A 23,056-nucleotide genomic window follows, 5' to 3' on the forward strand; every position below is an offset into this window, starting at 1 on the left:
TTCCTGTGCTTGCCGAACAAGAGAGATGATCGTGGCTTTTCCCCCGCAAACTGCCGAAAGGGCGTCCGGTCGCCCAATGCGACGCATTCTTGTCACAGGTGCATCCGGTGGATTGGGGCGTGCGATTGCCGCCCACTATGCGCGGCCGGGCGCCGAGCTGCTCTTGTGGGGGCGCGACAAGGAACGGCTCGATGCGGTGGCGGCGGCTTGCCGCGCGGCGGGAGCGCAGGCGAGCATCCGTTCGCTGGACCTGAGCGCCGAAGACGCCGCCGTGGCCGCGCTGATGGCCGAGGACGCGGCAGGGGCGATCGACATCGCCATTTTCGCCTCGGGCCTTGGCGACATTCGGGCGGAAGGGGCCCTTGTGGAGGACCCCGCGCTTGTCATCCGACTGGGCAAGGTCAATTTCGTGGCGCCCGCTGCGATGGCCGCGGCGCTGGCCGATGCCATGGCGCGGCGCGGGGAAGGGCGCATCGTCCTGATCGGATCGGCGGCGGCGTTCCACGCGCTGCCCTTTGCGGCGGCCTACGCCGGGACGAAGGCCGGTCTTGCCCGCTTCGCGGATGCCCTGCGCCTGGCGGTGCGCCCTTATGGCGTGGGCGTGACGCTGGTCTCGCCCGGCTTCATCGATACCGCATCGGGGCGCAAGGTGCCCGGTCCCAAGCCGATGATCCTGACGCCCGAGAAGGCCGCCGCGATCGTCGCTCGCGCGGCGGAGCGCAAGCAGGCGCATGTCGTCGCGCCGGGTATCTTCGCCCTTCTGCGCTGGTTCGACCGCCTGCTCCCCGCGTTCCTGCGTGACAGGCTGCTGTCCTCGCTCACGCCTCCTGGACGATAGCGGGGGCGGTCAGGGCCGCCAGCACGGTATGATGCAGTTCGGCCGGGGTCAGGTCGACCGGCTCTGCAGCGCCGCGCAGCAACTGGCCCTGCGCGTCCATGCGGACGATCACGTAAGGGGTGTGCCGCGCGCTGCCCGGGGCTGTGACCCCGGGAATGCTGGGGCGGTGATCGCCGAAGAAGACGAGCGTGGCCGGCCGGCCCAGCGCTGCCAGGTCGTGCAGCAAACGCTGCAGCATGGCATCGCTGTTGCGCACGAGACGCAAGTAGCTTTCGGTCAGCGCATCCGGGCCGGTGGCCTGCTCGGGCGCCCAGGGGCCGTGGTTCTCGATGGTGACAGCGTAGAGCAGGGTGGGCGCCGCGAGGTCGCGGGCAAGATCTGCAATAACGTCTGCCATCGCGGCGTCGGTAACGTAGCGACCTTCGTGCGCACGTGGCGGTGCGAAGCGATCCTGGCCGACCAGCTCGGAAAAGCCCCCCGCGGGCATGATCCGGTCGCGCCCGTAGAAGCGCATGTCGTGCGGGTGCAGGAACAGGCTTTGCCAACCCGCGGTCTTCAGCCTGTTGGGCAGCGCGTAGCTGTGTTCGCCCAGCGCCGTGAGGAAGGGATCGTAGCGCCTGAAGCCGAGATCCGCTTCGTCGCGGCCGAACAGCACGCCATATTCGGTGCGCATCGTATAGGCGCCAAACCCGCTTACGTGCAGGCGCCCCGATTGCCAGGCGATGGCGCGTGCCGCATCGAGAGCGGGCAGGGCCAGTTCCGGATCGCCGAAGAGTTCGGCGGGATCGGCGAAGGATTCGCACTGGACGATGATCGCCACTTCCGTCTCGTGCGGTTTGCGCAGGGCAGCGCCGGGCGTGTCCCCATGCGGATGCGGATGCGGCAATGGATCGCTGCTTTCGCGCCAGCGCAGCCAATAGAGCAGCAGCGCTGGCAGCAACCCGAAGCGCTGCACGTCGAGGTGTGCATCGGGATGCGGCGTGAGCGCGCAAGGCGCCTTGATCCGCAGGAACAGGGCCAGGGCGGCAAGACTGCCTAGCGCAATGCCCAGTCCTGACAGGTGGATCCACGGGTCGGGCACGAACAGCAGCGCAAGGACGGCAAGCAGGACAATCCCGCCAAGGCTCGCCAGGACCCGCTGCCACAGGCTGACGGCCGAGAGATAGAACTGCGGATGGCGAAAGATCGCACCGATCAGGGCGAGGTCGGAGAACAGCAACGGTTCGCCCAGCATGGCGTTCTTGGCGTTGGAGGCGACCGCCAGCAAGGCCACGATGGCCAGCGCCATGGCCACGGAGACAGCGGCATTCCCGCACAGGGCGAGGAACAGGCCGAACAGGGCCATCGCCATGAGCGATTGCAGGACGAGGCCGGGCAGGCAGCGCAGGGGAATGCCTCCCGCATTTGCGGGGCGCGGGCGGACTGCAGCGTCAAGGAGGAGGGAGCCGGTCAGCAGAACGGCAACAGTCAGCATGCGATCTACCTGGCACCTTGCCGCAAAGCAGGTCGGGTCATTTCCATTTCGGCTCCACTGCAGGGAGCGGCCTCATAGCGCGGGGTCTTGTTCCTGTCATTATTAGGCGTCGATACAATCGATGACTTTGAATCGAAAGGTTGTCGAGAAAGATTTGGCAGACTAACGGATGGATCAACTCATTGGGCAATATGCTTAGGTAGATGCAAGGCCAGACGATCAGATCTCCTGAAAAATCAAGGGCGGAGTGCGGATTTTGAAACTGGAGGCGGTGACTCGGGCGCAAGGCGATTCCGGCGTCGTCTTTGTGACCGGCAAGGGATCGCGCCGGCGCAACGTCCTGCTGCTGCAGGGACTGATGGGACCGCTTTTCCGCCGCCTCGGCCAAGGGCTGATCGCTGCCGGGCACGGGGTGCACAAGGTCAACTTCAACGGCGGCGACCGCCTGTTCTGGCGCCTGCCCGGCGGGATCGACTATCGCGGATCGCTGGAGGACTGGCCGGCCGAGTTCGAGCGCCTGCTCGGCGAACTGGCGATCACCGACGTCATGCTTTTCGGCGATTGCCGCGACCATCACATGGGCGCCACGCGCGTCTGCCGCGAACTGGGCATCCCGGTTCACGTCTTCGAGGAAGGCTATGTCCGCCCCGACTGGGTGACGCTGGAACTGGGCGGGGTCAACGGCCACTCCAGCCTGCCGCGCGACCCGGCCTGGTACCGCGAGACCGCGGCAAAGCTGCCTCCCGTTCCCCCGCATGCGCAAGTGCCGTCCTCGTTTCGCCGCCGTGCGACCGAGGGCCTGCTCTATAACGCCGCGGACGTCTTCACGCGCTGGCATTACCCGCACTGGAACAACCATCGCCCCTGGCATCCCGCGGTCGAAGGCATGGGCTGGTGGCGCAAGCTGCGCCGCCGCAAGGAGCGCGAGGCGCAGGCCGCCGCGCTGCTGGAGCGGATGAAGACCTCCGCCGATCCCTATTTCCTGTTCCCGCTGCAGCTCGATTCCGATGCGCAGATCCGCCTGCATTCACCCTTTGCGGGCATCGCCGATGCCCTCAAGCTGGTGCTGGGATCCTTCGCTGCCCATGCGCCGGCGGGCACGCGTCTCGTCGTCAAGGAGCACCCGCTCGACAACGGCGTGCGCAACTGGCAGCAGGAAACTGCCGACATGGCCGCCCGCTTCGGCATTGCCGAGCGGGTCGACTACCTGGGCTGGGGCGATATCGTCCCGGTCGCCCGCGATGCGCGAGGGATGGTCACGATCAACAGCACCAGCGGCACGCTGGGGCTGGCGATGGGCGTGCCGGTGGTGGCGCTGGGTCATGCCGTCTACGACATCCCCGAGGTCACGTACCAAGGTGGCCTGGACGCGTTTTGGCAGGACCCCGTCGCTCCCGACGCCGAGACCTTCGAGGCCTTCCGCCGGGTACTGATCGAGCGCTGCCTGATCCCCGGCGGGTTCTTTTCCGAAGAAGCGCTGGAAAAAGTGGTGCGCCACGCCATCGCCCGGATCGAGGGGCGGCCGCTGCTGCCGGAGTGAGGCCAGGCGTTCAGGCTGGCCGTAGTCTTGTCACGCGCCGGGAAGTTTCGAGCGCCCGAGAAGCCGCAGCGCGCAGTTTCGTCCCGCGCGCATGAACGGATATGTGATCCGCGCGACCATTCTGGATCGAAAAAGCACCCCGTTCAGCTTGTTGAACCACGATTGACCGTCGCTCAGCAGGGCCATCACGTTGAGTGCATCCGCGCCGTGATAGTAGGTGCCGGAATAGTGGAAGACCATTCCTTCGTTGAGATCCATGCCCTTGCCGCGAACGGTCAGGACTTCAGCGCCTCCCTCGCGCGCATCTATCAGGCGAACAGGCCCAACCGTATCGCGCAGGCGCATGAATTTCACATAGGACGAGCAGAAAGGACACTCCCCATCGTAGATGAGATAAGTGTCCCCTGCGCCTGCGCCTGCGCCTGCGGTCTTCGGGTCATGGGTCCGGGGGGGCGCTGGATCCTCGATCATCCCGCGCTCGCTTCGCCGAGTTCCGGGTCGATCGTCGGGCGCGCGGGCATCCACTTCAAGTAGATCAGCGCTGCCGACCATGGAATGAACACGAGGTACAGCGCGGTCCACTGCCAGAATGGCGCCTTGAGCATCAGATAGATCCCGATGTGCATGACCATCCCTATGGGCACGTAAAGCCATTTGAGCTTCGGGAAGATGAGCGAGAGGAAAAACGTACTCTGGAAGATGAGCACGGCCCATTGCCCGATGACGCAAAGCTCATGATACTGGCTGAGCCAGACGCCGAGAAGCGAATTCCACCGCAAGCCGTCCATCGCCAGATAATACTGAAGCGTGAACCCGTTCGGCCAATCGAGGCCTCCAATCGACAGCTTGGAATAGGATGCGGACAGGTACATCAGGCCAAACAGCCATTGAACGACCAGGATCGGCCATTTCGCTTCCCTGCTCGAACTGGTCAACTGCTGCTGGAAGCTGACGCGCCCGGAGCCTCGTTTCAGATACGCGTCGAGCGACAGCACGGCTCCGGCGGGCGACAATGCGAGGACGCCCAGCGCGATCATCATCGCCGCTTCGGGATGGTGGATGTCGCCGTGCGAGAGAGCCCAGAGCTGCACAAGGACAACGCCCGCGGCGAACAGGAAAAGACTGACCCTGCTCCAGAGGCCGACCAGTGCGGCAAATCCAATTGCAATCGTGGCAATGTGGATGGTCTCGATTTCCGAAATCGTGAAGCTATGTCAGCCCAGCAGCGCGATGACGGGCCTGAAGAAAGGCAGGGGGCGATAGAACGAATCCGGCAATTCGTTGATCGCACGCAAGCTTGCGAGCCCGTAGCGGCTATCGAACAGCATCAGCGCCAGTTGCGTACCCACGGCGATCACGCGCAGGATGGCAAGGTCCAGCAAGGGGGCCTGGGGGAACCAGTATCGGTCCCACCTTTGTGTCAGGGTCTGCCCGCTCATTTCAGGGCCTCCTCAACCGCGGATCGCGGAATGACGGCTATGACCTGCCTGCTTGCGCCTTGCGGTCCATTCTTCGTGATGATCATCGGATAATCTTCCACCTGCAACTCGGTGAAGGCGGGGTAGCGCTCGACGACCATTCGCAGGATCGGCGTGATCCGGTCCAGCTTGTTGTCCCGCAGCGGGCGCGCAAAGCGCCGCTCATACCGCCAGAAGTCGATCCTGAGGTCCCTGGCCGGGTCGACGTAATGCCGGCTTCCATCCGGCGCGACCGCGTAAATGCGATGTTCGACATTGATCCGCTCGCCATCGAAATGGGCTGTCGCATACATGGGATACCACATGAACGGGAAGAACCGGTTCGCGTGTCCGAACGACGCGATCAGCTGCGCGCCAAGTACCAGGATTATGACGAGAGAAAGTAATCTGAAGCGATATAGCTCGAGTTGCAAGCGCATAGCCGTTACCTTCGCGTTCAAGTGCTGTCGATACTGATCCAATTCATCATTTCAAACATATTGCATCGTAGAGAGGCGGTTCGCTTTCAGCGAAATTCATGGCGGCGCAGGGACCTGCCCTGTCAGTTCAGTTCTCCAAAGGCGCGCTGCGGCTGTGCAGCCGGGCTTCCTTTCGAACGGCTTCACATCCCTGCCGGTTCACGGGATGCTGCCAGCGGTAGATGTAGAAGCCGGGGATCCGCGGTGGCCCCGGCTTCGTCCGGGCAGTGATGAAGCGCGCCATGGGCTCGTCGAGGAAGCCGTATTGCTCCCATCGCCGGGCGGGTATCAGCAGCACGCCGCGCGGGAGGCATGAGAAGACCCTTTCCAGATCTTCCACGTTCTCGATCACGGGGCGGCCGTTGCGCTTGTCGATCGTGAATCCGTTCCGCTCGAACGTGACGGGAGCGGGCGGCAGGTACATGCCGAAGTTCGGCGTTTGCAGGTAGAGCGTCGTGCGCAGCTCATCGACGCCGACCAGAACCGCTCCGCCGTCCAGGTCGCGGCGGATCGCCGCGAGGCCCCGGTCCCACTCCGGATCGGGTGGATTCCTGAAGATACCGGCAGGCGCGTGGACAAAATGGACCATGCCCTTCGCGATCAGTTTCGGGCTGTCGACCAGCAACTTGTTAACCGCGATTACCGACAGAGCGCAAAAGACCAGAATGGCCGGGACCAGAACCGCGCGGATCCGCTCTCCCAACGGCACCGCGCAGGCCTCTTGCAGGCAATCCAGAGTGCGAACGACTGCAGTTTTCAGCCAGGGCAGGGCGCAGGCGAGGGCAATGCCCCAGAAGGTCAGGAAGAAGGTGAAGGCATAGGAGATGTAGCGGTCCGCCTTCATGCCGCCGAACGAGTGGACGAAAAGCGGGATCAACCAGAGGGCAAGGCAATAGGCGGTCAGGCGCGGGTATCGCGCCAGTGCCGCAAAGGCCGCCAGCGGCATGAGGTACCAGAACAGGCGATAATCGCGGCTGAGCAGCACGTGATAGAAAAGGTAGTTGTACTTGTGCTTTTCGGCCCAGGGCTCTGCTTCCAGCAGGCGCGGCAATCCCAGATAGACGACGACTGCGCCGGCGGCCGCTGCCAGGACGAGGAGAGCGAAGGCCAGGCGCCGCATCTTCGCATCGGCCAGCAGGGCCCGCGTCTGCGGCCGCGTGGCGAGGAACAGAACGACGAAAATGCCGATGGCGCCCGCCGCCACGATCGTCGTGATCTGCAACTGCGCGGCGAGAGCGAGGCAGGCAAGCGCGAGGACCGGGACCCAGGCACGTCTTCGCGAGGGATGGAGCAGGTACGCATATATCATCGCCGCAGCCGCCGTGACGAGAAGGGCCTGAAGCGAATAGAAGCGCGCGAAGTCCGATGTGCGGATCATCAGTTCCGTGCAGCAAACGAGAAGCGCGCTGATCCAGCCCGCGGTCCTGTCGGCCGACCGGCTGATCCATACGAAGATCACCGGAACCACCAGCGCCCCGGCCAGGATCGCGGGAAGGCGCGCCAGGAAGACGCTCACATGTCCGAACGCGTGGAAACTCTCGCCGGCCATGACCGTGTAGATCCAGCCCCGGGTGTAGCTGCCGTCACCGAGCCTGTAACTGCCGTCGTCAGACCAGGATGTCGCAGTCAGGATGTGGAAGATCTCATCCGGATGAAGCGGCACGATCGGGCTGCACACCAGGCGGATCGCCAGGGCGGCAAGGAAAAGCGCCAGGGCCGGGAAGTACACGCCGTCCAACCGGCGCGATCTGGTCTGTGGCGGGATGGCGGTTTGCATAAGCGGCGGGTCCTATGGTCGCGCTGCGGAAAGAAGCCGGGTCATCTCGACAAGTGCGGCGCGGCCCTTCTTCGTTGCCCCCTGAACCGCGATGCTGAAGCCGTACGAGCAGGCAAAGGCGGTTGCGAGCAAGGGGATCGTGGAAAGCTCGCCGCGCGCAAGGTTGACCACGCCCCAGGCGAGGATGCCCCCGAGCAGGGTCGGCACTATGGCTGCATAGAGATCGCGGGCCGAGACCGGAGTGTCGCGGGTGCACCAGTAGTAGAGGACCGGGACCGTCACGGCCTGACTCAGGAAATAGGCCTTGGCGACGCCCACAGGGCCCCAGGGCAGGCCGATCAGGAACGCGGCGATGGTGACCGGGGTCGAGTAGAGGCCCCAGTGGAACATCTCCTTGGTCCGGCCCGAACTGATGAACAGCCATCCGGTCGCGTTGGAGACCGGCTGCGTCACGGCGGCCAGGCTGAGCCAGAAGAAGATGGGGCTGGCATCGGTCCAGCGCGCGCCGAACAGCAGGGGAATGACCAGGTCGCTGCACATGGCCACGGCCATGATGCCGGGCACCGAGAAAATGGAGAGGGTCTGGATCGCCAGCAGGAACATGCGCCGGTAACGGCCCGGTTCGTCCTGCACCCGGGCGAGCGCCGGCAGCATGACTCGCGCAAGGGGAGAATTGACCTTCTCCAGCGGGAACATCATCAGCTTGTAGCTGCGGTCGTAGAGGCCCAGCGCGGAAGAGCCCCACATCTTTGCGATCAGGACGTTGTCGATATTCTTCCTGATGAAATTCATGAAGTTGAAGCCGGTGAGGTTGGCGCCGAACTTCACCATGTTGCGGGCGCTGCCCCAGACGATCCTGCGAGACGGGCGCCAGCGGTCGATGCGCCACACGAGCAGGGCGTTGACGACGGTGCCGCAGAATGCGCCAAGCCACAGGGCCCAGAAATTGCGCAGCCAGAGCGCGAACCCGATCGTGAACAGCAGCGAGGCCGCCGCCGTCGTTATGTCCACGAAGCTGAGCGCGCGAAACCGCATGGCGCGGTTCAGCAGGGCCGTGTGCTGCAGCGTGGTGCCGGTGAGCAGGACGGTCAGCGCGCTCGCGGCGGTAATGTACGCCGGTCGCGGGTCGCCGTAGAACAGGCCTACCAGCGGCGAAATGGCGAGGAAGATCAGGGCGATCGCCGCCGAGGCCGCGAGATTGTAGAAAAACAGCGCGTTGGTCTGTTCCTCGCTGATCGTGCGGGCCTGCACCACCGCCTGGTTGAGACCGAGATTCTGGAAGATCAGGATGAAACCGGTGATCGGGGTGGTCATGGCGATGACGCCGAAGTCTGTCGGGGCGAGGAGCCGGGCCACGACGATCACGGAGGCCATGGACAGGAGGATCTTCAGCCCTTGCGCGAGCCCCGAATAGGCCGCGCCGCGGGCGGCAACTTTCCTGAACTGCCGCTTTTCGCCCTTGGGCGTGCCTGCCTGGGCCGGGGCGTCGTCGCTCTTAGACACGATGTCCATTGGCATCCTTCAATTCGCCGGATCCGATGACCGGACCGCCCAAGTTAGCCTCCGCTCCATGACACGATCACGGCTTCGACCCTGCCAGCTCGACATATATCCTGCGTAGCCGCTCTCCTTGCGTGACTTCGTTGAATTCTGCGAGGACCGCCTCGCGCGCCGAAGTGCCAAGGCGCTGCCGCAACCCGGCATCCTCGGCAAGGCGCTCCATCGCGTCGGCAATTCCGGCCGGGTCGTTTTCATCGGCCAGCAGCCCGTTGACGCCGTCCGCGACAAGTTCGGGAATGCCGCTGTGGCGCGTTGAGATGACCGGCTTGCCCATGGCCATCGCTTCCATGAGCACGACGGGAATGCCTTCCATGTCGCCATCGGGCGCTGTTCGCGACGGCAGGACGAAGGCGTCCGCCTGTCCTATCTCGGCCAGTGCGCTTGCATGGTTCAGCGCACCGCGAAAGGCCGCCGCGTCCTCCAGCGCATCGGCCCGTGCCTGCGCCTTGAGGCTTTCGAGGAGCGGCCCTTCGCCGACCATGACCAGCGATACTGCCAGTTCCGGACGGCGCCTGCGCAGCAGTGCCAGCGCCTGCAGCGCCACCTCGTGGCCCTTCTTCGCGACCATGCGGCCGACCATGCAGAAGCGGACCGTCTCCGCTTCCGGCCTGCCCGGCGAGATGCCTTCGATGGCAGCCGGGTTGATGCCCATGTGGTGGATGCGGATCCGCGCGGGGTCTGCTCCTGCGGCCTGCAGCCGCTCGGCCCAGATGGAATTGACGGTCAGCAACAGGTCCCCGCGCTCGATCAGGGGGGCATAGTACTCGCCGAGAGGCTGGTAAGCCTGCTTGCTGACGTCATAGCCGTGAAAGGTTGTCACCAGTCTGGCCTGCCAGCGGCCCAGGCGCAGGATCATCGCGGCCATGCGCCCCACATTGCCGAAGTGGCAATGGACGATGTCGGCCGATTCCAGCGTCCCGGCCAGTTTCAGCGCAAACAGCAGCGTCCCGACAGTCGCATGCTTTCCTTCCTGCCGCGCCCGGGCGAGCGCCCGCAGCGCCAGGGGCAGATGGCCCGGCTTGCGCAGGAGCAGCCGCAGGGCTTCGCCGATGCGTGCCGTGTTTGCGCGGGGAACGTCGAGGTAGGTGACCCGCGGCCGGACGAGGGGGTCGAGGTCCTCGAGCGGGAAGTCCGCCGTGTCCGGCGTTTCGAAGACCATCACGCGGACATCGGCGCCCGACCTTATGTGATCGATGATCTCGTTCGTGACAAAGGTTTGCGATCGCACCGGGAAACGCCGGACCAGGTACACCACTTTCGGTTCGGTGCCCGCGCCTGCCGCGGGGGGGCGTTCGACGCTCGCACTCGTTTTTCGCAGCTGCGAGCCATCAGGCGCAGCCGTGCGGACAGCCATGGAGAAGTCGTCCCGGTCGGCTCTCATCAGGCGCGGCGGGGCTCGCCGCCCAGGGTGATCAGCAGCACTTCCCAGCATGCCGCCAGCCAGAGGGTGACAAGCAGGATCGACAACCGGGCCCGCATCACGAGGGGGCATCGTTCGGTGAAGAGGGTCTGGAACCGGCGCAGGGTGTCTATCGTCAGCCCGGCCCACCAGTGCAGGGGATTGCGGCGGTTTCGCCGCATCATCATGCGACCGCCGATCACCCGGCGGGCCTTTGAACACAGCTCCGACACGGTGGCGCGGGCAGGATGGAAGACCAGCGCGTCCGGGGCATAGACCACCGGATAGCCGGCTGCCTGCAGGCGCCGCGTGAGATCGAAGTCGCCTCCCGATTTCAGGTCGCTCCTGAAGCCGCCGGCCTGGCGGACGACCGCAGTGCGGCAGAACCAGTTGGCAGTGCAGGCCGCGCCGCGCGCTACGTTCCTTTCCTGCCTGAAGGCAAAGATCCGCTCATAGGCTTCGCACACTGAGGACGATGTCGGCATGTTCTCCGAGAAGAGTTCGATCGGGCCAGCCACGACTGCGTTATCTGGATGACGGTCGAGCGCTTCCAGCCCCTTTGCCAGCCAATTCTCGTCAACGGTACAGTCCGAGTCCGTAAATGCGACATAGTCACCTCTGGCTGCGCTCAGTCCCAGGTTTCGCGCGGCATAGGAACTGGGCCGGGGCTCGACCAGGACGTGGACGCCGCTCTTGCGCGCAACGGCCGGCGTCGAATCGGTCGAGCCATTGTCGACGATGATGATTTCATAGTCGCTTTGCGGCAAAGTCTGCTTCTGAAGCGACCTGATGCATCGCTCTATGTCCGCCGGCCGGTTCCAGACGGGAACGATGACGCTGATGCGCGGAACTGGCGCGTGGCCCGTTGGCTGGATGACAGTTTCCCCCATTGGCGCGGCCTGTTCCAGCTGTGCATCGTCGATCATTCAAATGCCCCCTGATAGACAGCGTTTCATGCAAGTGTTGCGTCTTCCATGACGAATCGTCTGGCTGATGTGGTGGGCGACCGCAGATTAGCACTAGTACATCATTGCGATGATTTGACGGCGGCGCATGAAACGGAATGCCATTTGCCGAACCATGCCATTCAATATTCAGGTCAACTTGAATTATCGCAGCATTGCATGAACCTATTCATGCAAGAACATATCGCATAACATCGCGCATAACAATGAAATTACATATATCGAAAGATGCTATATGCCTGAGAACGTGCAGTAAATCACCCTAAATAGGTATGACCACTATGCCCCGTGGCGGCGCTGGCCGTACAGGCCGGGGCGGGACTGGCAGCCCTTCGCCGTCGCCAACTGAAATGCACCGCCTTTGCGCGGTTATGGGGCAAGGCGCGCGTCTAAAGCGTGGACTGCCGGCGCGTCGTTGTCCGGGCCTTGCGGCTGTAGGGGGACGTCTGGCCTTCGGACCCACGCCTGAAGCACAAGGTCCGCAGCGGCCGAAAACGCAAATGGCGACGCGAGCCTGTGCCCGCGCCGCCATCGCTGGAGTATCCCTGGAAAGGCTTACTTGAAGCGCACGCCGATGCCGCCCATCACGCGGTGGCGGGACGAGTGGCCGTGGTAGTCCGAGAAGACGTACTGGACGTTGGCGTAGATCGGGGTCGATCCCTTGACGAAATCGTACTCGACGCCGCCGCCGACCTGATAGCCGTCTGCGCGGTAGTGGTCGTAGACGAGCTGGTTGCCGTCGGCATCGTCGATGCGGCGGCGCTGTTCGCCGTTGACGTAACCGGCCTTGCCGAAGATCAGCAGGTCAGGCGTGGCGAGATAGCCGGCGCGCACTGCGGCGCCCCATTCCTCGAAAGCCTTGTGGCAGATGCTGTTGGTGTCGGGCAGGTCGGTGCAGTTCTCGGCCCAGTTATTGGCGCGCCAGTAGCTGCCCTCGGCACCGATCACGAAACGCTCGCCCATGGTGCCGTCGAAGCCGACCGTGGCGCCGTAGCCGAAATTGGTGTCATGGTTGCCTTCGGACTGGAACCGGTCGCCGCCGACGTTGCCCTCCACGCGAATGCCGCGGAAGGTCGTGCCGCCGCCGGTTGCCGCCGAATCCGCCTCGGCCGACTGCGCAAGGGCTGGCTGGGCCAGGACCATCACGGCAGCAGCAGCGAGCGTGGAAGTGAATGTCTTGATCATGTAGTTTTCCCTGATGTCATTTCTGTCATAAACACCGGGCTTAACAGGCAAGCGCATTGAAAGTTCCCGATAATCTCGGAAACTTTGTCGCAGTTCATGCTTAACGGGAATAAGCCGTGCACGCCAAATGCCCATGAATCCGACAGATTGCGGAGATCGAATGAACCTCATCGAACATGCCTTCTGGGCCCTGGCGATCCAGACCGTGGTTGGCCTTTTCACGCGCAACTGGTGGGCCGGCGCGGCTCTCGCCTGCGGCTATTTCCTCGGCCGCGAAATGGCCCAGGCAGAGTATCGCTGGATCGAGCAGTTCGGCCACGGCCTGCGCGCCAACATGCCCTGGTGGGGCGCCTTCGATGGCCGCGTCTGGCCCAAGGCAGACCAGTTCGCCGACTGGATCGGGCCGATCGTCTCGACCTGTTCGCTGGCGCTGGTGATGAGGCGAAGGCGGAAGTGCGACTGAGGCGTTCGCAGCAATCATGCAATTCATTAAATTTCTGCAACTAATTGACGGTCCTACGTTTCTCCGGAAATGAATGCTGCCTTCAAGGGGGGTGCATGCACTATCGGAATTTGACGCGCGGCCTTGCATTGGCTGCAGCCATAATTGTGGTCGGGACCAGTTCAAGCCAGGCCGATGCCCAGTCCACTCGGCAGGAATACGCAGAACCGGTTCAGGTCAAGCAGGATGAGCCCCTGTCGCTCAAGCGCAAGATAGCAATTGGACGTTTCACCAACGAGACGCGATATGGGCAGACATTGCTCCGCGATTCCAATCTCGATCCGCTTGGCAAGCAGGCTGCTGATATTCTTGCGGCCTACCTTGTACAGTCGGGCGATTTCCTGGTTTTCGAACGCGGGGACATGACGCAGATCGCCAGCGAGCAGGAACGTCTCGGCGGTGCAGATGAGGACATGGTCGGCGTCGATACGCTTATTATCGGCTCGATCGTCGAATTCGGTCGCAGCGAGGACGGCAAGCGCGGCCTTTTCAATCGCGAACGTACGCAACGCGCCCATGCCAAGGTGGCAATTCGCCTTGTCGACGTGCGCACGGGCTTGGCATTTCACTCAGCGACCGGCTCTGGCGAGGCTACGACAGAAACCAAGACTACGCTGGGCATGGGCAGCACCGCGCGCTTTGACGGTTCGCTTACCGACAAGGCACTTTCGGTCGCTATCGAGGATGTACTGGAAGAACTGTCCAATACGATCCAGGCCCGCGAATGGCGTACGGACATCCTGGCGGTGGAGAATGGGCAGGTCTTCGTCTCGGGTGGCCCAAGCCAGGGGCTCAAAGCCGGAGCGAGACTTGCGGTAATGAAGGCCGGACGATCGGTGAAAAGCCGGCAGACAGGCTTGAGCCTTCAACTTCCTGCCACGGCCGTGGCAGGGCTCGAAGTCGTCTCGCACTTTGGCAGCGGAGAATTGGGCGAAGGTTCGATTGCGCGGATTACGTCCGGTTCGCTCGAAAGCCTCGATGACGCTGAACTTTACGTGGTGGCGAAATGACGATGCAGCTTGGAAATTCGTTTCGGCCTTGGCTGATTGGCGCATGGCTTGGAGTTGCTGCAGCCTCGCTCGCTGGCTGCGGAATGAGCGCGCGGCATCGCGTTGAACGAAGTGCTGCAGTGTCTTCCGTCGAAGTGCGCGACGCGCCAGCAGGTGCCACGGTGCAAGTTGGCGATACCGCGGTTCGGGCCGACGATAAGGGCAGGGCGCAACTGGCGCTCGCCGATGGCTGGCACGATCTTTACGTCTTTTCCGGTCAGAAGCAGATCCATCATCAACGGATCTTTCTGCAGGACGGTAGCCGCAAGGTCATTGACCTGATTCCCTAGGTGGCTCTCAAACAAGGGGTGTTTTACATGAAATGGGTGCCGATCATCGGTGCCGCGCTGCTGCTTGCCGGCTGTGCGGGCAACAAGTCGATGTATGAATGGGGCAATTATCAACCTGCCCTGGTCCGTTATGCAAAGAACGCTGACAAGGCGTCCTTCGAGCAGGACCTGCGTGAAACGATCGCCAAAGGTGAAGAAAAGGGTCGCGTAGCGCCGGGCATCTACGCCGAACTGGGCTACCTTTTGCTCGAAGAGGGGAAGGGCCCCGAAGCGGCCCTGTTATTCACCAAAGAGCGTGAACGATTCCCAGAATCGGCAGTGCTGATGAACAAGTTGATTGAAGGCAGCGGCCCAAACCATGGGGAGACCGATCAGTGAAACGACTGATTACCACCGTCATGCTGGCCTGCGCCCCAGCTCTGGCCGGCTGCGCCACTGCTCCGGAAAGCAAGGACTATACTGCCTATTACGCGCAAAAACCTCGCTCAATTCTGGTCGTGCCCGTTATCAATCATTCGAACGAAGTGGATGCGGCAGATCTGTTTCTTGCGACAATGGCCGCTCCCTTGGCCGAACGCGGGTACTATGCCTTCCCGACCAATGCGACAAAGGCCCTGATGCAGGCAGAAGGGCTTGGGGATCCCGGCTTCGTACACCAGGCTCAGCCGCAGGACCTTGCCCGCCTGTTCGGTGCCGATGCCATTCTCTATGTCGAAGTGCTCGACTGGGATTCGAAGTACAAGGTCGTGAGCGCCACGATTGAAACCGAGTTCCTATATACCTTGAAATCTGGCAGAACCGGTGAGGTCCTCTGGCAGGATCAGGAACGCTACGTCTACTCGCCCCAATCGAGCACTGGGAACATCTTCGCGGATCTGCTGGCGACTGCAGTGACCTCGCTGATCAACAACACGAAATCGGATTTCACCCCGATGGCGATGCAGGCCAACATGGCCGCTCTTTCAGCGCCCGGGCAAGGATTGCCCTTTGGCAGTCGCAATTCGCTTTCAGATCAAAATGCCAAGCTGTTTCCAGCGACCGGGACTGGACGGCTCACCGATGCAGAGCAAGAGGCCGTTGCCGCGCCCGGGTTGACTGCCTTGCACGATGCTGTCGATGAGCACTGAAGCAGGGTTCTGGAGTTCACCGCTGTCAAGCGGGTGGCGGTAGCGAGCTATCTGGAAACGTGAGGCAGTTTCGGAGGCGGTCGCCTTACGTTTCCGCATCAGTCGGGCGGCGATGACCGGCGGGTTTCCAGGGCTGGCCGATGCGGGCTTCGAAGCGGTCCCGGAAGGACCATAGCCAGCCAATGCGCCGTTCCGCGATGCCGGGCAGGCTGAGCAGGTCGCCGCCGAGCCAGGGCAGGAAGGGATTGCGGCGGGCGTAGGACCAGATCTCCACGCGTTCGCCGCTGCTTTCCGCTTTCCCGCGGGCGTGGAAGCCGCCGGTATCGGCCACTACCAGCGTATTGGCGGGCAGGGCGAGCGGTTCGGCCTGACCCAGGCCCATGTCTTCGAGGTCCTGCGGCGTCACGCGCGGCGAGCCGCGCGCCGAAAGTCGGTCGATCGCCTTGGGGTCGCGCAGGCTGCGCCGCTTTTCCCAGGCAAGCCGCGCCTCGTCGAAGCGGTGCGAGCCGCGCACGTAAGTGAAGGGGCCTTCCTCGACCGAAACGGGATTGAGGAACAGCCACGCCTTCATCGATGCGTGGAAGCTGTCCGCGTGGACGGACTCCTGCGGATCGGGTTCGTTGCCGCCGCAATGGCTGACGATCGTCTGGATGTAGTGCAGCGGTGTCGTGCGGAAACCGGCCACGTAGTGGAAGAGCGCAAGCAGATCCTTGCGCGCCAGCAAGGCCCGCAAGGCCGGAATGGCTGACAGCATCTGCGGGTCGATCGCCATGCGGCGGGTGATCGCATCGCCCTGGCGCATTTCGCGCGCGGGGCCTTCATAGGCGAGAAGGGCCGCGCGCAGGGCAGGGAATTCGGCAGGCGGGACGACATCGTGCACGACGACGAAGCCGTCGCGCTCAAACGCCTCGCGCCAGTCGGGACGCAGCTTTCCGGCAAGGCGGCGGCGGCGCCAGCGGCACAGCGCATCGGCAAGGCGCACCCGGGAGCGGTGCAGGCCCCAGCGGTTCAGCCGGTTCGAACCGATCAGCGGATTGTCGAGGAAGCTCTTGGCGGACGTCAGCAACTGCAGCGCCCATACCGGGGAGAGCAGGATCGTCTTTGCCTTGGCCCGGACCGTCATGCCCGGTCCATCTCATTGCTGCGCATCGCTCCCCCTTGCCGCCAAGCGAGGGGTGATGGCAAGCCCATCCGGACGGTCCTGCGGCCCGATCGCTCTGGACAAGGGGATTGCGGCCATGGAAAATTCCGCGCGGACGGGTATAGGCTCACTATTGAAACATGATCATGAAAATGGAGCCGGTTCTTGAACTGGAACGAAACACTCAAGTCACGCGGGTGGAAAGTCCCCTTCATCAACAAGTCGCTGTTCCAGATCGGCAAAGAACTGCGGCCCAAGATCGACGGTGTGATCATGCGCGATTCCCGGATCCCCGACAGTGCAGTTCAGGACAAGAGCTTCTTTGCCTGGATTCCGCGGCTCGAGGCGCGCTGGCAGGACATTCGCGACGAGGCATTGCGGATCCGGGCAGAGGATATTCCCTCCCTGGGCGACATCTCGTTCGATCACGGCCGCATTGCCGCCGACAAGCGCTGGCGCGCATTCTTCCTCAAGGGCTATGGCTACCGCATGGAGGCCAATGCGGCCCGTGCGCCGGTCACCGCGGCCTTGCTCGACAAGGTGCCCGGCCTCGTCACGGCGAACTTCTCGGTGCTGGAAGCGGGAGGCCACATCCCCCGGCACTGGGGCATGACCAAGGGCATGCTGACCTACCACCTGACGCTGCGTGCCCCGCAGGAATGGGACAAGTGCCGCATGCACCTGGAGGAAGGCGAAGCCGTCCATGTCCTCAACTGGCAGGACGGGCAGTCCTTCCTGTTCGACGACATGTTCAACCACGAAGTCTGGAACGAGACCGGGGAAGACCGCTATGTCCTGCTCATCCAGATCAAGCGCCCCTGTCGCTGGCGCGGCAACCTGATACAGAACCTTTTCCTGTTCGGCGTGCGTCATTCCCGCTTCGTGCAGGATATCCGCAAGGCGATCGAGAAGGCCGGCGGGCGCGTCGCGGGTTGAGCCCCCGCGCCTTCCGGCCCGGTCCGCTGTTAGCCGCGTGACTTAGCACTGCTTCGCCGCCGGCTGCTTACCCGGTCAAAGGTCCTTGGTCACCGAATCGATGGCCTGGAGCTTTTGCAGCAGGGGGGCAAAGTCGGCGAGGGGCAGGGCATTGGGGCCGTCCGAAAGCGCCTTGTCCGGGTCCGGATGGGTTTCCATGAACAGGCCCGCGACACCCGCAGCAACGGCGGCGCGGGCCAGCAGGGGCACGAATTCGCGCTGCCCGCCCGAGCGTTCGCCCAAGCCGCCCGGCTGCTGCACCGAATGCGTCGCGTCGAACACTACCGGGCAACCGGTGTCGGCCATGATCGACAGCCCGCGCATGTCGCTGACGAGAGTGTTGTAACCGAACGAGGTGCCGCGTTCGCAAAGCATGAAGTTGTCCGGCTCGAGATCGGCGGCGGCAGCGGCATTGCGCGCCTTGGCGACGACCTGCTGCATGTCGGCGGGCGCCATGAACTGCGCCTTCTTGATGTTGACCGGCTTGCCCGACCGGGCAACGGCCACGATGAAATCGGTCTGGCGCGCAAGGAACGCGGGGGTCTGCAACACGTCGACCACTTCGGCGACAGGCGCGACCTGCGCCGGTTCATGCACGTCGGTCAGCACGGGAAGGCCGGTTTCGCTGCGCACTTTTTCCAGGATGCGCAGGCCCTCGTCCATGCCAAGCCCGCGGAAGGAGCGGTCGGAACTGCGATTGGCCTTGTCGAACGAGCTTTTGAAAATGAGCAGCAGGCCGAGTTTGCGTGCCACTTCAGCAAGATGCTCGGCCACGGAAAGGGCGAGCGTCTCGCTCTCGATAACGCAGGGTCCGGCTATCGCGAATAAAGGGCGGTTCGTCCCAACTTCACGGTTGCACAAAAGCATCACATCGCACCTTAAATATTTGAAACGTCTGGATCGGAGTTATCTGGGCAGCTATGCTGCATTGCGGTGTTAGTCACGCCCATGACCCTTGGCCCTGTTTGAAACCGCTGGCAATCCCCAGTGGCTTCAAATATGCTGCGACTTCGAATTGGCGTCGTGTGCATGATTAACTTTAAGTAAAGTTTGCTGCGGTAGCTATATTCAAAAGCGGCGGTTTTTTAGGGGTATTATGAAAATCGAAGCTTTGCAGACGCGCCATGCTGCATCTGCGCTCAAGACTCTGGATATCGAGATGCAGGCGCTCGCAACCTTGCGTGCTGCGCTGCAAAGCCCGGGCCTCAGCGATTCCGTCGAACTGGCGATCAATGCCTTTGCCAATACCCGTGGCCGCATCGTCATTACGGGCATGGGCAAGAGCGGTCACATCGCGCGCAAGATCGCCGCGACCATGCGCTCCACGGGAACCTCCGCCCTGTTCCTTCACCCCGGTGAAGCCAGCCACGGCGACCTCGGCGTCATCGGCCGCGACGACGTTGTGCTGGCCATTACCTGGTCGGGCGAGACCAAGGAGCTGAACGACATCTTCCACTATTGCCGGCACTACGGCGTGGAACTGATCGTCGCGACCGCGCACCCCGACAGCACCGCGGGCCGCGCCGCCGATATCTGCCTGCAGCTGCCTGTCGTGCGCGAAGCCTGCCCGAACGAACTGGCGCCCACGTCATCGACCACGCTGCAGCTTGTCCTGGGCGACGCCCTGGCCGTGGCCCTGATCGAGGCGCGCGGTTTCACGCCTTCGGATTTCCGCGTCTTCCATCCCGGTGGGCGTCTTGGCGCACAGCTTGCCACCGTGACGGAAATCATGGGCATCGGCGATGCCATCCCGCGCGTTCATCGCAATGCGACGCTGGTCAACGCAACACTGGAAATGAGCCGCAAGCGCTACGGCTGCACGGCAGTGGTCGACGAGAACGACATGCTGGTCGGCGTCTTTACCGATGGCGACCTGCGCCGCTGCATCGTCGTCAACAATCTGGCGGATACCATCGGCAATCACATGTCCACCGATCCGGTAACCGTCCCCGGCAATGTCCTGCTGCCCGAAGCGCTGCGCATCATGAACGACAATTCCGTCTCGGTGCTGTTCGTTGTCGATGCCGGCAAGCTCGTCGGGGTCGTCCACATGCATGACATCGTGGGTGTCGGCATTGCCTGAAGCCGGGCCGACGCCCCGCAATTTTCATTCCATGGCCGATAGCGCAGATCCGGACGCTGCCGATCTCATCGTCATTCCGGCGCGTTATGGCTCCACCCGGCTGCCGGGCAAGCCGCTGCTCCCGATAGCCGGCCGCACCCTGCTTGAACGGGTCGTCGCGGTCGCTCGCGGCGCAGCGGCGCAGGCCGGGAATTGCACAGTCGTGGTTGCGACCGATGACCAGCGCATCGCCGAACACGCACGCGACCTTGCAGTTCGTGCCATCATGACGCCCGCTTCGCTCGATTCCGGTTCCGCGCGCGCCTTTGCCGCGGCCAGCGCGATGGACCGGGCGCCCGGCCTCGTCGTCAATCTGCAGGGCGATGCGCCGTTCATTCCGCCGGGCGTCTTGGCCGGCCTGATCGAGACCTTGCGCGCGGGCAGCGCCGATGTTGCCACGCCCGTCTATCGTCTGGACTGGGATCGCCTGGACCGGTTGCGCGCGCACAAGCAGACGGCCCCGTTCAGCGGCACGACTTGCGTGCGCGATGCCAGCGGCAATGCGCTGTGGTTTTCGAAGACCATCATTCCCGCAATCCGCAACGAAGCGAAGCTGCGCGAGGCAGGGCCGCACTCCCCGGTCTGGCAGCATCTGGGACTTTACGGCTATCGCATGGCCGCGCTCGAATGGTTCGCCCGCAGCGGGCCGACGCCTTGCGAGCAACTTGAGGGCCTTGAGCAATTGCGCTTCCTCGAAGGGGGGCGGACAATCGCGACGGTCGAAGTGGAGATGCCGCAGCACGCCCTTTCCGGTATCGATACCCCTGAAGACCTGGCCCAGGCCGAAGCGGCGATAGCCCGGCTCGGCGATCCCTATCCCCAGGAACCAACCCTTTGCGAATGATCGCTCTTTGCGCCCGCCGCCGCGTCGGGTAGGCGCCTTGCGTGATGTTCGTGATCGTCCGCCATGGCAACACTTTCGCTGCCGGGGAGACCCCGCGCCGGATCGGTGCGCGCACTGACATGCCGTTGACCGAGAAGGGGCGCGAGCAGGCCCGGGCGCTGGCCGCGCATTTTGCAGCGCAGGGATGGGTGTTTGCGCGCGCCTTGGCCTCGCCGCTCCTGCGCACACGCGAAACGGCGCAGATCATCCTCGCTGCGCAGCATGGCGCGGCGAAGGCCGAGCCCTGTGCATGGCTGCGCGAGATCGATCACGGCCCCGATGAAGACCGGAGCGAAGACGCCGTGCTGGCGCGCATCGGCGCCGAGGCGCTCACCGCCTGGGAACGCCATGCCGCGCCGCCGCCCGACTGGCAGGTCGACGCCGAAATGCGGCTGCAGGGCTGGCGCGATCTCTTCGCGAAGCGGGATGCGCAAGGCCCGGCGCTGCTCGTCACCAGCAATGGCGCGGCCCGTTTTGCATTGATGGCCGATCCGGCTCTGGCTGCGGCCATGGACCGGCTCGACAGTCTGAAACTGCCTACTGGCGGCTACGGAGTGATCCGGCGCAGTGACGGGGGCGGGCTGATGCTCGAATCCTGGGGCCTGCGCCCGTGACACCTTCGCTGCCGCTGTTGCGCGCCCCGCCATTCCCGGACGCAGACGCCTCTGTCTCGCAAGTCGGCGCGGTGCAGGCGCTTCCCGAGGCCGAGGCCGATGCTCTCCTCGCGCGCATTCGCGCAGCACGCGTCGGCGGCAGCTTCTGGTCGCCACCTGCCGAGATCGCCGACCCGGCGAGCATGGTCCTGCGCCCGAGGGACCCGGCCGAGATTGGCGAATTGCTGGCGGCTCTCGATCCGGAGCAGCGCAGGTCCGCGCTTTGGCTCGGCAACGGGATGAAAGCGCTGGACCATGCGCTTGCGGCCCTGACCCGCCGCGAAGGCGGCAGCTTCCGGGCCGAAGTCGACCCCTGGTCCGCGCTCGATGGCGCCGGCCTGCTCAAGGCGCATGGCGACGATGAATGGACCGCGCTCGCGGCCATTGCCGGTGTCCCGGTGCAGGTGTTGTCGCCGGGCCCGTTCGGCGCTCCCGGCGAGGATGCCGCGACGCTGCGGCGCCGCGCGGCCAAGGCCATCGCAGCCGCGCACTACCGCGATCCCTTCCACGACACCGCGGCCACCCTCGGTGCGACCATCGATCTTCTCGCCGAATGGCGGCGGGTGCTCGAAGGCAACCGCGGCATTGTCGCGGCCTGCGGCATGGCCTGGTGGAAGCGCAAGGAAATACGCCGGTTCCTCTGGGCCCCGGGCCAGAAGCTCAAGCTCGTCTCACGCTCGCGCCGGGCGCTCGCCATTGCCCGCAGGCAAAGCGGTGCAGTAGCGATCTGGCCTTCGCGCATCTCCCCCGGGCTGCTCGCGCAGGCCCGCAAGGACAAGGTGCCGCTGGTGCGCGTGGAGGACGGCTTCGTGCGGTCGGTCGGATTGGGCAGCAATCTGGTCCCGCCGCTTTCGGTGGTGGTCGACCGGCGCGGGATCCACTTCGACCCGTCCGCCCCCAGCGACCTCGAGGCAATCCTTGCCACAAGCGCGTTCCCGCCTGACCTGATCGACCGGGCGAGGACCCTGCGCGAGACCATCGTCTCGGCCGGTATCAGCAAGTACGCCGCCGGATCGGAAAGCGCATTGCCCCCGCGTGAGACGGGCCGCCGCGTAGTCCTGGTGCCCGGCCAGGTGGAAGACGACATGTCGGTGCTCGCAGGCGGCGGGGGGCTGCATTCCAACCTCGAACTGCTGCGCCGCGTGCGCGCACTGGAGCCCGAGGCCGAGATCTGGTGGCGCCCGCATCCGGATGTCGATGCCGGGCACCGGGTGGGCGCCGTCGCCGATGCCGAGGCCTTGCGCCATGCCGACCGCATCGTGCGCGAAGGCGGCATGGCCCCGCTTCTTGACGCGGTCGACGCGGTCCACGTCCTCACGTCGCTGACCGGCTTCGAGGCGTTGATGCGCGGGCGCGAAGTGACCTGCCACGGCACGCCTTTCTACTCCGGATGGGGCCTGACCCGCGACCTGGGCGCAGTCCCCGCACGCCGCGGCCGGCCGCTGTCGCTCGATGCACTGGTGGCCGGCGTCCTGCTGCTCTACCCGCGCTACCTCGATCCGGTCACCGGCCTGCCGTGCCCGCCCGAAGTGCTGGTCGATCGCATCGTGCACAAGCACGCGCCGAACCGCCAGGGGTGGATCGAGCCCTTGCGCCGCCTGCAAGGGCGGCTCATGGCCGCCATTCGGTAGGGTGGAGGA

Annotated in this window: 25 protein-coding genes; 13 read left to right on the forward strand and 12 right to left on the reverse strand. The window is 64.2% G+C overall.

Annotated features, from left to right (window positions below; all coding sequences use genetic code 11):
* Positions 1-76: 76 nt before the first annotated feature.
* Positions 77-838, forward strand: a complete 762-nt coding sequence (locus tag JI59_RS24530; RefSeq protein WP_007015773.1) for an SDR family NAD(P)-dependent oxidoreductase — start codon at positions 77-79, stop codon at positions 836-838.
* Here the strand turns inward: JI59_RS24530 and JI59_RS24535 are convergent.
* A complete protein-coding gene (locus JI59_RS24535; RefSeq protein ID WP_007015775.1) occupies positions 819-2,312 on the reverse strand; it encodes an LTA synthase family protein in 1,494 nt (497 codons plus the stop codon). The two genes, JI59_RS24530 and JI59_RS24535, sit on opposite strands and share 20 nt — an antisense overlap.
* A 358-nt stretch (positions 2,313-2,670) precedes the next feature.
* Between JI59_RS24535 and JI59_RS24540 the strand changes: the two genes are divergently transcribed.
* Positions 2,671-3,852: a capsule biosynthesis protein gene (locus JI59_RS24540; protein ID WP_052118064.1), complete on the forward strand. Its 1,182-nt coding sequence runs from the start codon at positions 2,671-2,673 to the stop codon at positions 3,850-3,852.
* A gap of 30 nt (positions 3,853-3,882) precedes the next feature.
* On the opposite strand, the gene JI59_RS24545 is transcribed toward JI59_RS24540, so the two are convergent.
* From JI59_RS24545 to JI59_RS24580, 8 genes are all read right to left on the reverse strand, one after another.
* Positions 3,883-4,323, reverse strand: coding sequence for a DCC1-like thiol-disulfide oxidoreductase family protein (locus JI59_RS24545; RefSeq protein WP_007015778.1), 441 nt, complete (start codon positions 4,321-4,323; stop codon positions 3,883-3,885).
* Positions 4,320-4,943: a hypothetical protein gene (locus JI59_RS24550; protein ID WP_007015779.1), complete on the reverse strand. Its 624-nt coding sequence runs from the start codon at positions 4,941-4,943 to the stop codon at positions 4,320-4,322. Before JI59_RS24550 ends, JI59_RS24545 begins: the two co-directional genes overlap by 4 nt.
* A gap of 123 nt (positions 4,944-5,066) precedes the next feature.
* On the reverse strand, positions 5,067-5,291 hold the full coding sequence (locus JI59_RS24555) for a hypothetical protein (protein ID WP_041565075.1): 225 nt from the start codon (positions 5,289-5,291) through the stop codon (positions 5,067-5,069).
* Entirely contained in the window at positions 5,288-5,743 is a 456-nt protein-coding gene (locus tag JI59_RS24560; protein ID WP_203226105.1) for a hypothetical protein, read from the reverse strand. The genes JI59_RS24555 and JI59_RS24560 overlap by 4 nt, the downstream gene beginning before the upstream one ends.
* Before the next feature lie 133 nt (positions 5,744-5,876).
* On the reverse strand, positions 5,877-7,565 hold the full coding sequence (locus JI59_RS24565) for an ArnT family glycosyltransferase (protein ID WP_041565076.1): 1,689 nt from the start codon (positions 7,563-7,565) through the stop codon (positions 5,877-5,879).
* A gap of 12 nt (positions 7,566-7,577) precedes the next feature.
* A complete protein-coding gene (locus JI59_RS24570) occupies positions 7,578-9,077 on the reverse strand; it encodes a lipopolysaccharide biosynthesis protein (protein ID WP_007015783.1) in 1,500 nt (499 codons plus the stop codon).
* A gap of 67 nt (positions 9,078-9,144) precedes the next feature.
* The gene (locus JI59_RS24575) at positions 9,145-10,479 is read right to left on the reverse strand and encodes a glycosyltransferase (protein WP_007015784.1); all 1,335 of its coding nucleotides are present in this window, start codon (positions 10,477-10,479) and stop codon (positions 9,145-9,147) included.
* A gap of 26 nt (positions 10,480-10,505) precedes the next feature.
* Entirely contained in the window at positions 10,506-11,450 is a 945-nt protein-coding gene (locus tag JI59_RS24580) for a glycosyltransferase family 2 protein (RefSeq protein ID WP_007015785.1), read from the reverse strand.
* 48 nt (positions 11,451-11,498) lie between these two features.
* On the opposite strand from JI59_RS24580, the gene JI59_RS27505 reads away from it, so the two are divergent.
* Entirely contained in the window at positions 11,499-11,681 is a 183-nt protein-coding gene (locus tag JI59_RS27505; RefSeq protein WP_203226106.1) for a hypothetical protein, read from the forward strand.
* A gap of 363 nt (positions 11,682-12,044) precedes the next feature.
* Here JI59_RS27505 and JI59_RS24585 read toward each other — a convergent pair whose 3' ends face one another.
* The gene (locus JI59_RS24585; RefSeq protein ID WP_007015786.1) at positions 12,045-12,674 is read right to left on the reverse strand and encodes an outer membrane protein; all 630 of its coding nucleotides are present in this window, start codon (positions 12,672-12,674) and stop codon (positions 12,045-12,047) included.
* 160 nt (positions 12,675-12,834) lie between these two features.
* Between JI59_RS24585 and JI59_RS24590 the strand changes: the two genes are divergently transcribed.
* From JI59_RS24590 to JI59_RS24610, 5 genes are all read left to right on the forward strand, one after another.
* A complete protein-coding gene (locus JI59_RS24590; protein ID WP_007015787.1) occupies positions 12,835-13,137 on the forward strand; it encodes a hypothetical protein in 303 nt (100 codons plus the stop codon).
* A 95-nt stretch (positions 13,138-13,232) separates the two neighbouring features.
* Positions 13,233-14,186, forward strand: a complete 954-nt coding sequence (locus JI59_RS24595) for a CsgG/HfaB family protein (protein WP_007015788.1) — start codon at positions 13,233-13,235, stop codon at positions 14,184-14,186.
* An 83-nt stretch (positions 14,187-14,269) separates the two neighbouring features.
* A complete protein-coding gene (locus tag JI59_RS26965; RefSeq protein ID WP_203226107.1) occupies positions 14,270-14,515 on the forward strand; it encodes a hypothetical protein in 246 nt (81 codons plus the stop codon).
* Complete coding sequence (locus tag JI59_RS24605; RefSeq protein ID WP_239000662.1) at positions 14,516-14,893, forward strand: DUF4810 domain-containing protein; 378 nt, start codon at positions 14,516-14,518, stop codon at positions 14,891-14,893. It begins immediately after the preceding gene.
* A complete protein-coding gene (locus tag JI59_RS24610; protein WP_007015791.1) occupies positions 14,890-15,642 on the forward strand; it encodes a DUF799 domain-containing protein in 753 nt (250 codons plus the stop codon). Before JI59_RS24605 ends, JI59_RS24610 begins: the two co-directional genes overlap by 4 nt.
* 85 nt (positions 15,643-15,727) lie before the next feature.
* Here JI59_RS24610 and JI59_RS24615 read toward each other — a convergent pair whose 3' ends face one another.
* On the reverse strand, positions 15,728-16,765 hold the full coding sequence (locus tag JI59_RS24615) for a phytanoyl-CoA dioxygenase family protein (protein ID WP_007015792.1): 1,038 nt from the start codon (positions 16,763-16,765) through the stop codon (positions 15,728-15,730).
* Positions 16,766-16,948: 183 nt separating this feature from the next.
* On the opposite strand from JI59_RS24615, the gene JI59_RS24620 reads away from it, so the two are divergent.
* Positions 16,949-17,719: an aspartyl/asparaginyl beta-hydroxylase domain-containing protein gene (locus JI59_RS24620; protein WP_007015793.1), complete on the forward strand. Its 771-nt coding sequence runs from the start codon at positions 16,949-16,951 to the stop codon at positions 17,717-17,719.
* 75 nt (positions 17,720-17,794) lie between these two features.
* Here JI59_RS24620 and kdsA read toward each other — a convergent pair whose 3' ends face one another.
* Complete coding sequence (gene kdsA / locus JI59_RS24625) at positions 17,795-18,625, reverse strand: 3-deoxy-8-phosphooctulonate synthase (protein ID WP_039858886.1); 831 nt, start codon at positions 18,623-18,625, stop codon at positions 17,795-17,797.
* A 229-nt stretch (positions 18,626-18,854) separates the two neighbouring features.
* Here kdsA and JI59_RS24630 point away from each other — a divergent pair, with 229 nt between their 5' ends.
* From JI59_RS24630 to JI59_RS24645, 4 genes are read left to right on the forward strand one after another with little or no spacing between them, the layout of a single operon-like run.
* On the forward strand, positions 18,855-19,841 hold the full coding sequence (locus JI59_RS24630; RefSeq protein WP_041565077.1) for a KpsF/GutQ family sugar-phosphate isomerase: 987 nt from the start codon (positions 18,855-18,857) through the stop codon (positions 19,839-19,841).
* 31 nt (positions 19,842-19,872) lie between these two features.
* Positions 19,873-20,724, forward strand: a complete 852-nt coding sequence (locus tag JI59_RS24635; RefSeq protein WP_007015795.1) for a 3-deoxy-manno-octulosonate cytidylyltransferase — start codon at positions 19,873-19,875, stop codon at positions 20,722-20,724.
* Positions 20,725-20,768: 44 nt separating this feature from the next.
* Positions 20,769-21,377 (forward strand): histidine phosphatase family protein, encoded by a 609-nt coding sequence (locus tag JI59_RS24640; protein WP_007015796.1) that lies wholly within the window; start codon positions 20,769-20,771, stop codon positions 21,375-21,377.
* Entirely contained in the window at positions 21,374-23,047 is a 1,674-nt protein-coding gene (locus JI59_RS24645; RefSeq protein WP_041565078.1) for a capsular polysaccharide export protein, LipB/KpsS family, read from the forward strand. Before JI59_RS24640 ends, JI59_RS24645 begins: the two co-directional genes overlap by 4 nt.
* The last annotated feature ends 9 nt before the right edge of the window (positions 23,048-23,056 follow it).

This window comes from Novosphingobium pentaromativorans US6-1, from assembly GCF_000767465.1.
Taxonomy (GTDB): domain Bacteria; phylum Pseudomonadota; class Alphaproteobacteria; order Sphingomonadales; family Sphingomonadaceae; genus Novosphingobium; species Novosphingobium pentaromativorans.

Coding starts and splice junctions, on each gene's coding strand:
- JI59_RS24555 (WP_041565075.1), bottom strand. CDS start 5,291: ATGAGCGGGCAGACCCTGACACAAAGGTGGGACCGATACTGGTTCCCC.
- JI59_RS24540 (WP_052118064.1), top strand. CDS start 2,671: ATGGGACCGCTTTTCCGCCGCCTCGGCCAAGGGCTGATCGCTGCCGGG.
- JI59_RS24580 (WP_007015785.1), bottom strand. CDS start 11,450: ATGATCGACGATGCACAGCTGGAACAGGCCGCGCCAATGGGGGAAACT.
- JI59_RS24590 (WP_007015787.1), top strand. CDS start 12,835: ATGAACCTCATCGAACATGCCTTCTGGGCCCTGGCGATCCAGACCGTG.
- JI59_RS24640 (WP_007015796.1), top strand. CDS start 20,769: ATGTTCGTGATCGTCCGCCATGGCAACACTTTCGCTGCCGGGGAGACC.
- JI59_RS24585 (WP_007015786.1), bottom strand. CDS start 12,674: ATGATCAAGACATTCACTTCCACGCTCGCTGCTGCTGCCGTGATGGTC.
- JI59_RS24615 (WP_007015792.1), bottom strand. CDS start 16,765: ATGACGGTCCGGGCCAAGGCAAAGACGATCCTGCTCTCCCCGGTATGG.
- JI59_RS27505 (WP_203226106.1), top strand. CDS start 11,499: ATGACGAATCGTCTGGCTGATGTGGTGGGCGACCGCAGATTAGCACTA.
- JI59_RS24565 (WP_041565076.1), bottom strand. CDS start 7,565: ATGCAAACCGCCATCCCGCCACAGACCAGATCGCGCCGGTTGGACGGC.
- kdsA (WP_039858886.1), bottom strand. CDS start 18,625: ATGCTTTTGTGCAACCGTGAAGTTGGGACGAACCGCCCTTTATTCGCG.
- JI59_RS26965 (WP_203226107.1), top strand. CDS start 14,270: ATGAGCGCGCGGCATCGCGTTGAACGAAGTGCTGCAGTGTCTTCCGTC.
- JI59_RS24545 (WP_007015778.1), bottom strand. CDS start 4,323: ATGATCGAGGATCCAGCGCCCCCCCGGACCCATGACCCGAAGACCGCA.
- JI59_RS24595 (WP_007015788.1), top strand. CDS start 13,233: ATGCACTATCGGAATTTGACGCGCGGCCTTGCATTGGCTGCAGCCATA.
- JI59_RS24575 (WP_007015784.1), bottom strand. CDS start 10,479: ATGGCTGTCCGCACGGCTGCGCCTGATGGCTCGCAGCTGCGAAAAACG.
- JI59_RS24635 (WP_007015795.1), top strand. CDS start 19,873: ATGGCCGATAGCGCAGATCCGGACGCTGCCGATCTCATCGTCATTCCG.
- JI59_RS24630 (WP_041565077.1), top strand. CDS start 18,855: ATGAAAATCGAAGCTTTGCAGACGCGCCATGCTGCATCTGCGCTCAAG.
- JI59_RS24535 (WP_007015775.1), bottom strand. CDS start 2,312: ATGCTGACTGTTGCCGTTCTGCTGACCGGCTCCCTCCTCCTTGACGCT.
- JI59_RS24570 (WP_007015783.1), bottom strand. CDS start 9,077: ATGGACATCGTGTCTAAGAGCGACGACGCCCCGGCCCAGGCAGGCACG.
- JI59_RS24530 (WP_007015773.1), top strand. CDS start 77: ATGCGACGCATTCTTGTCACAGGTGCATCCGGTGGATTGGGGCGTGCG.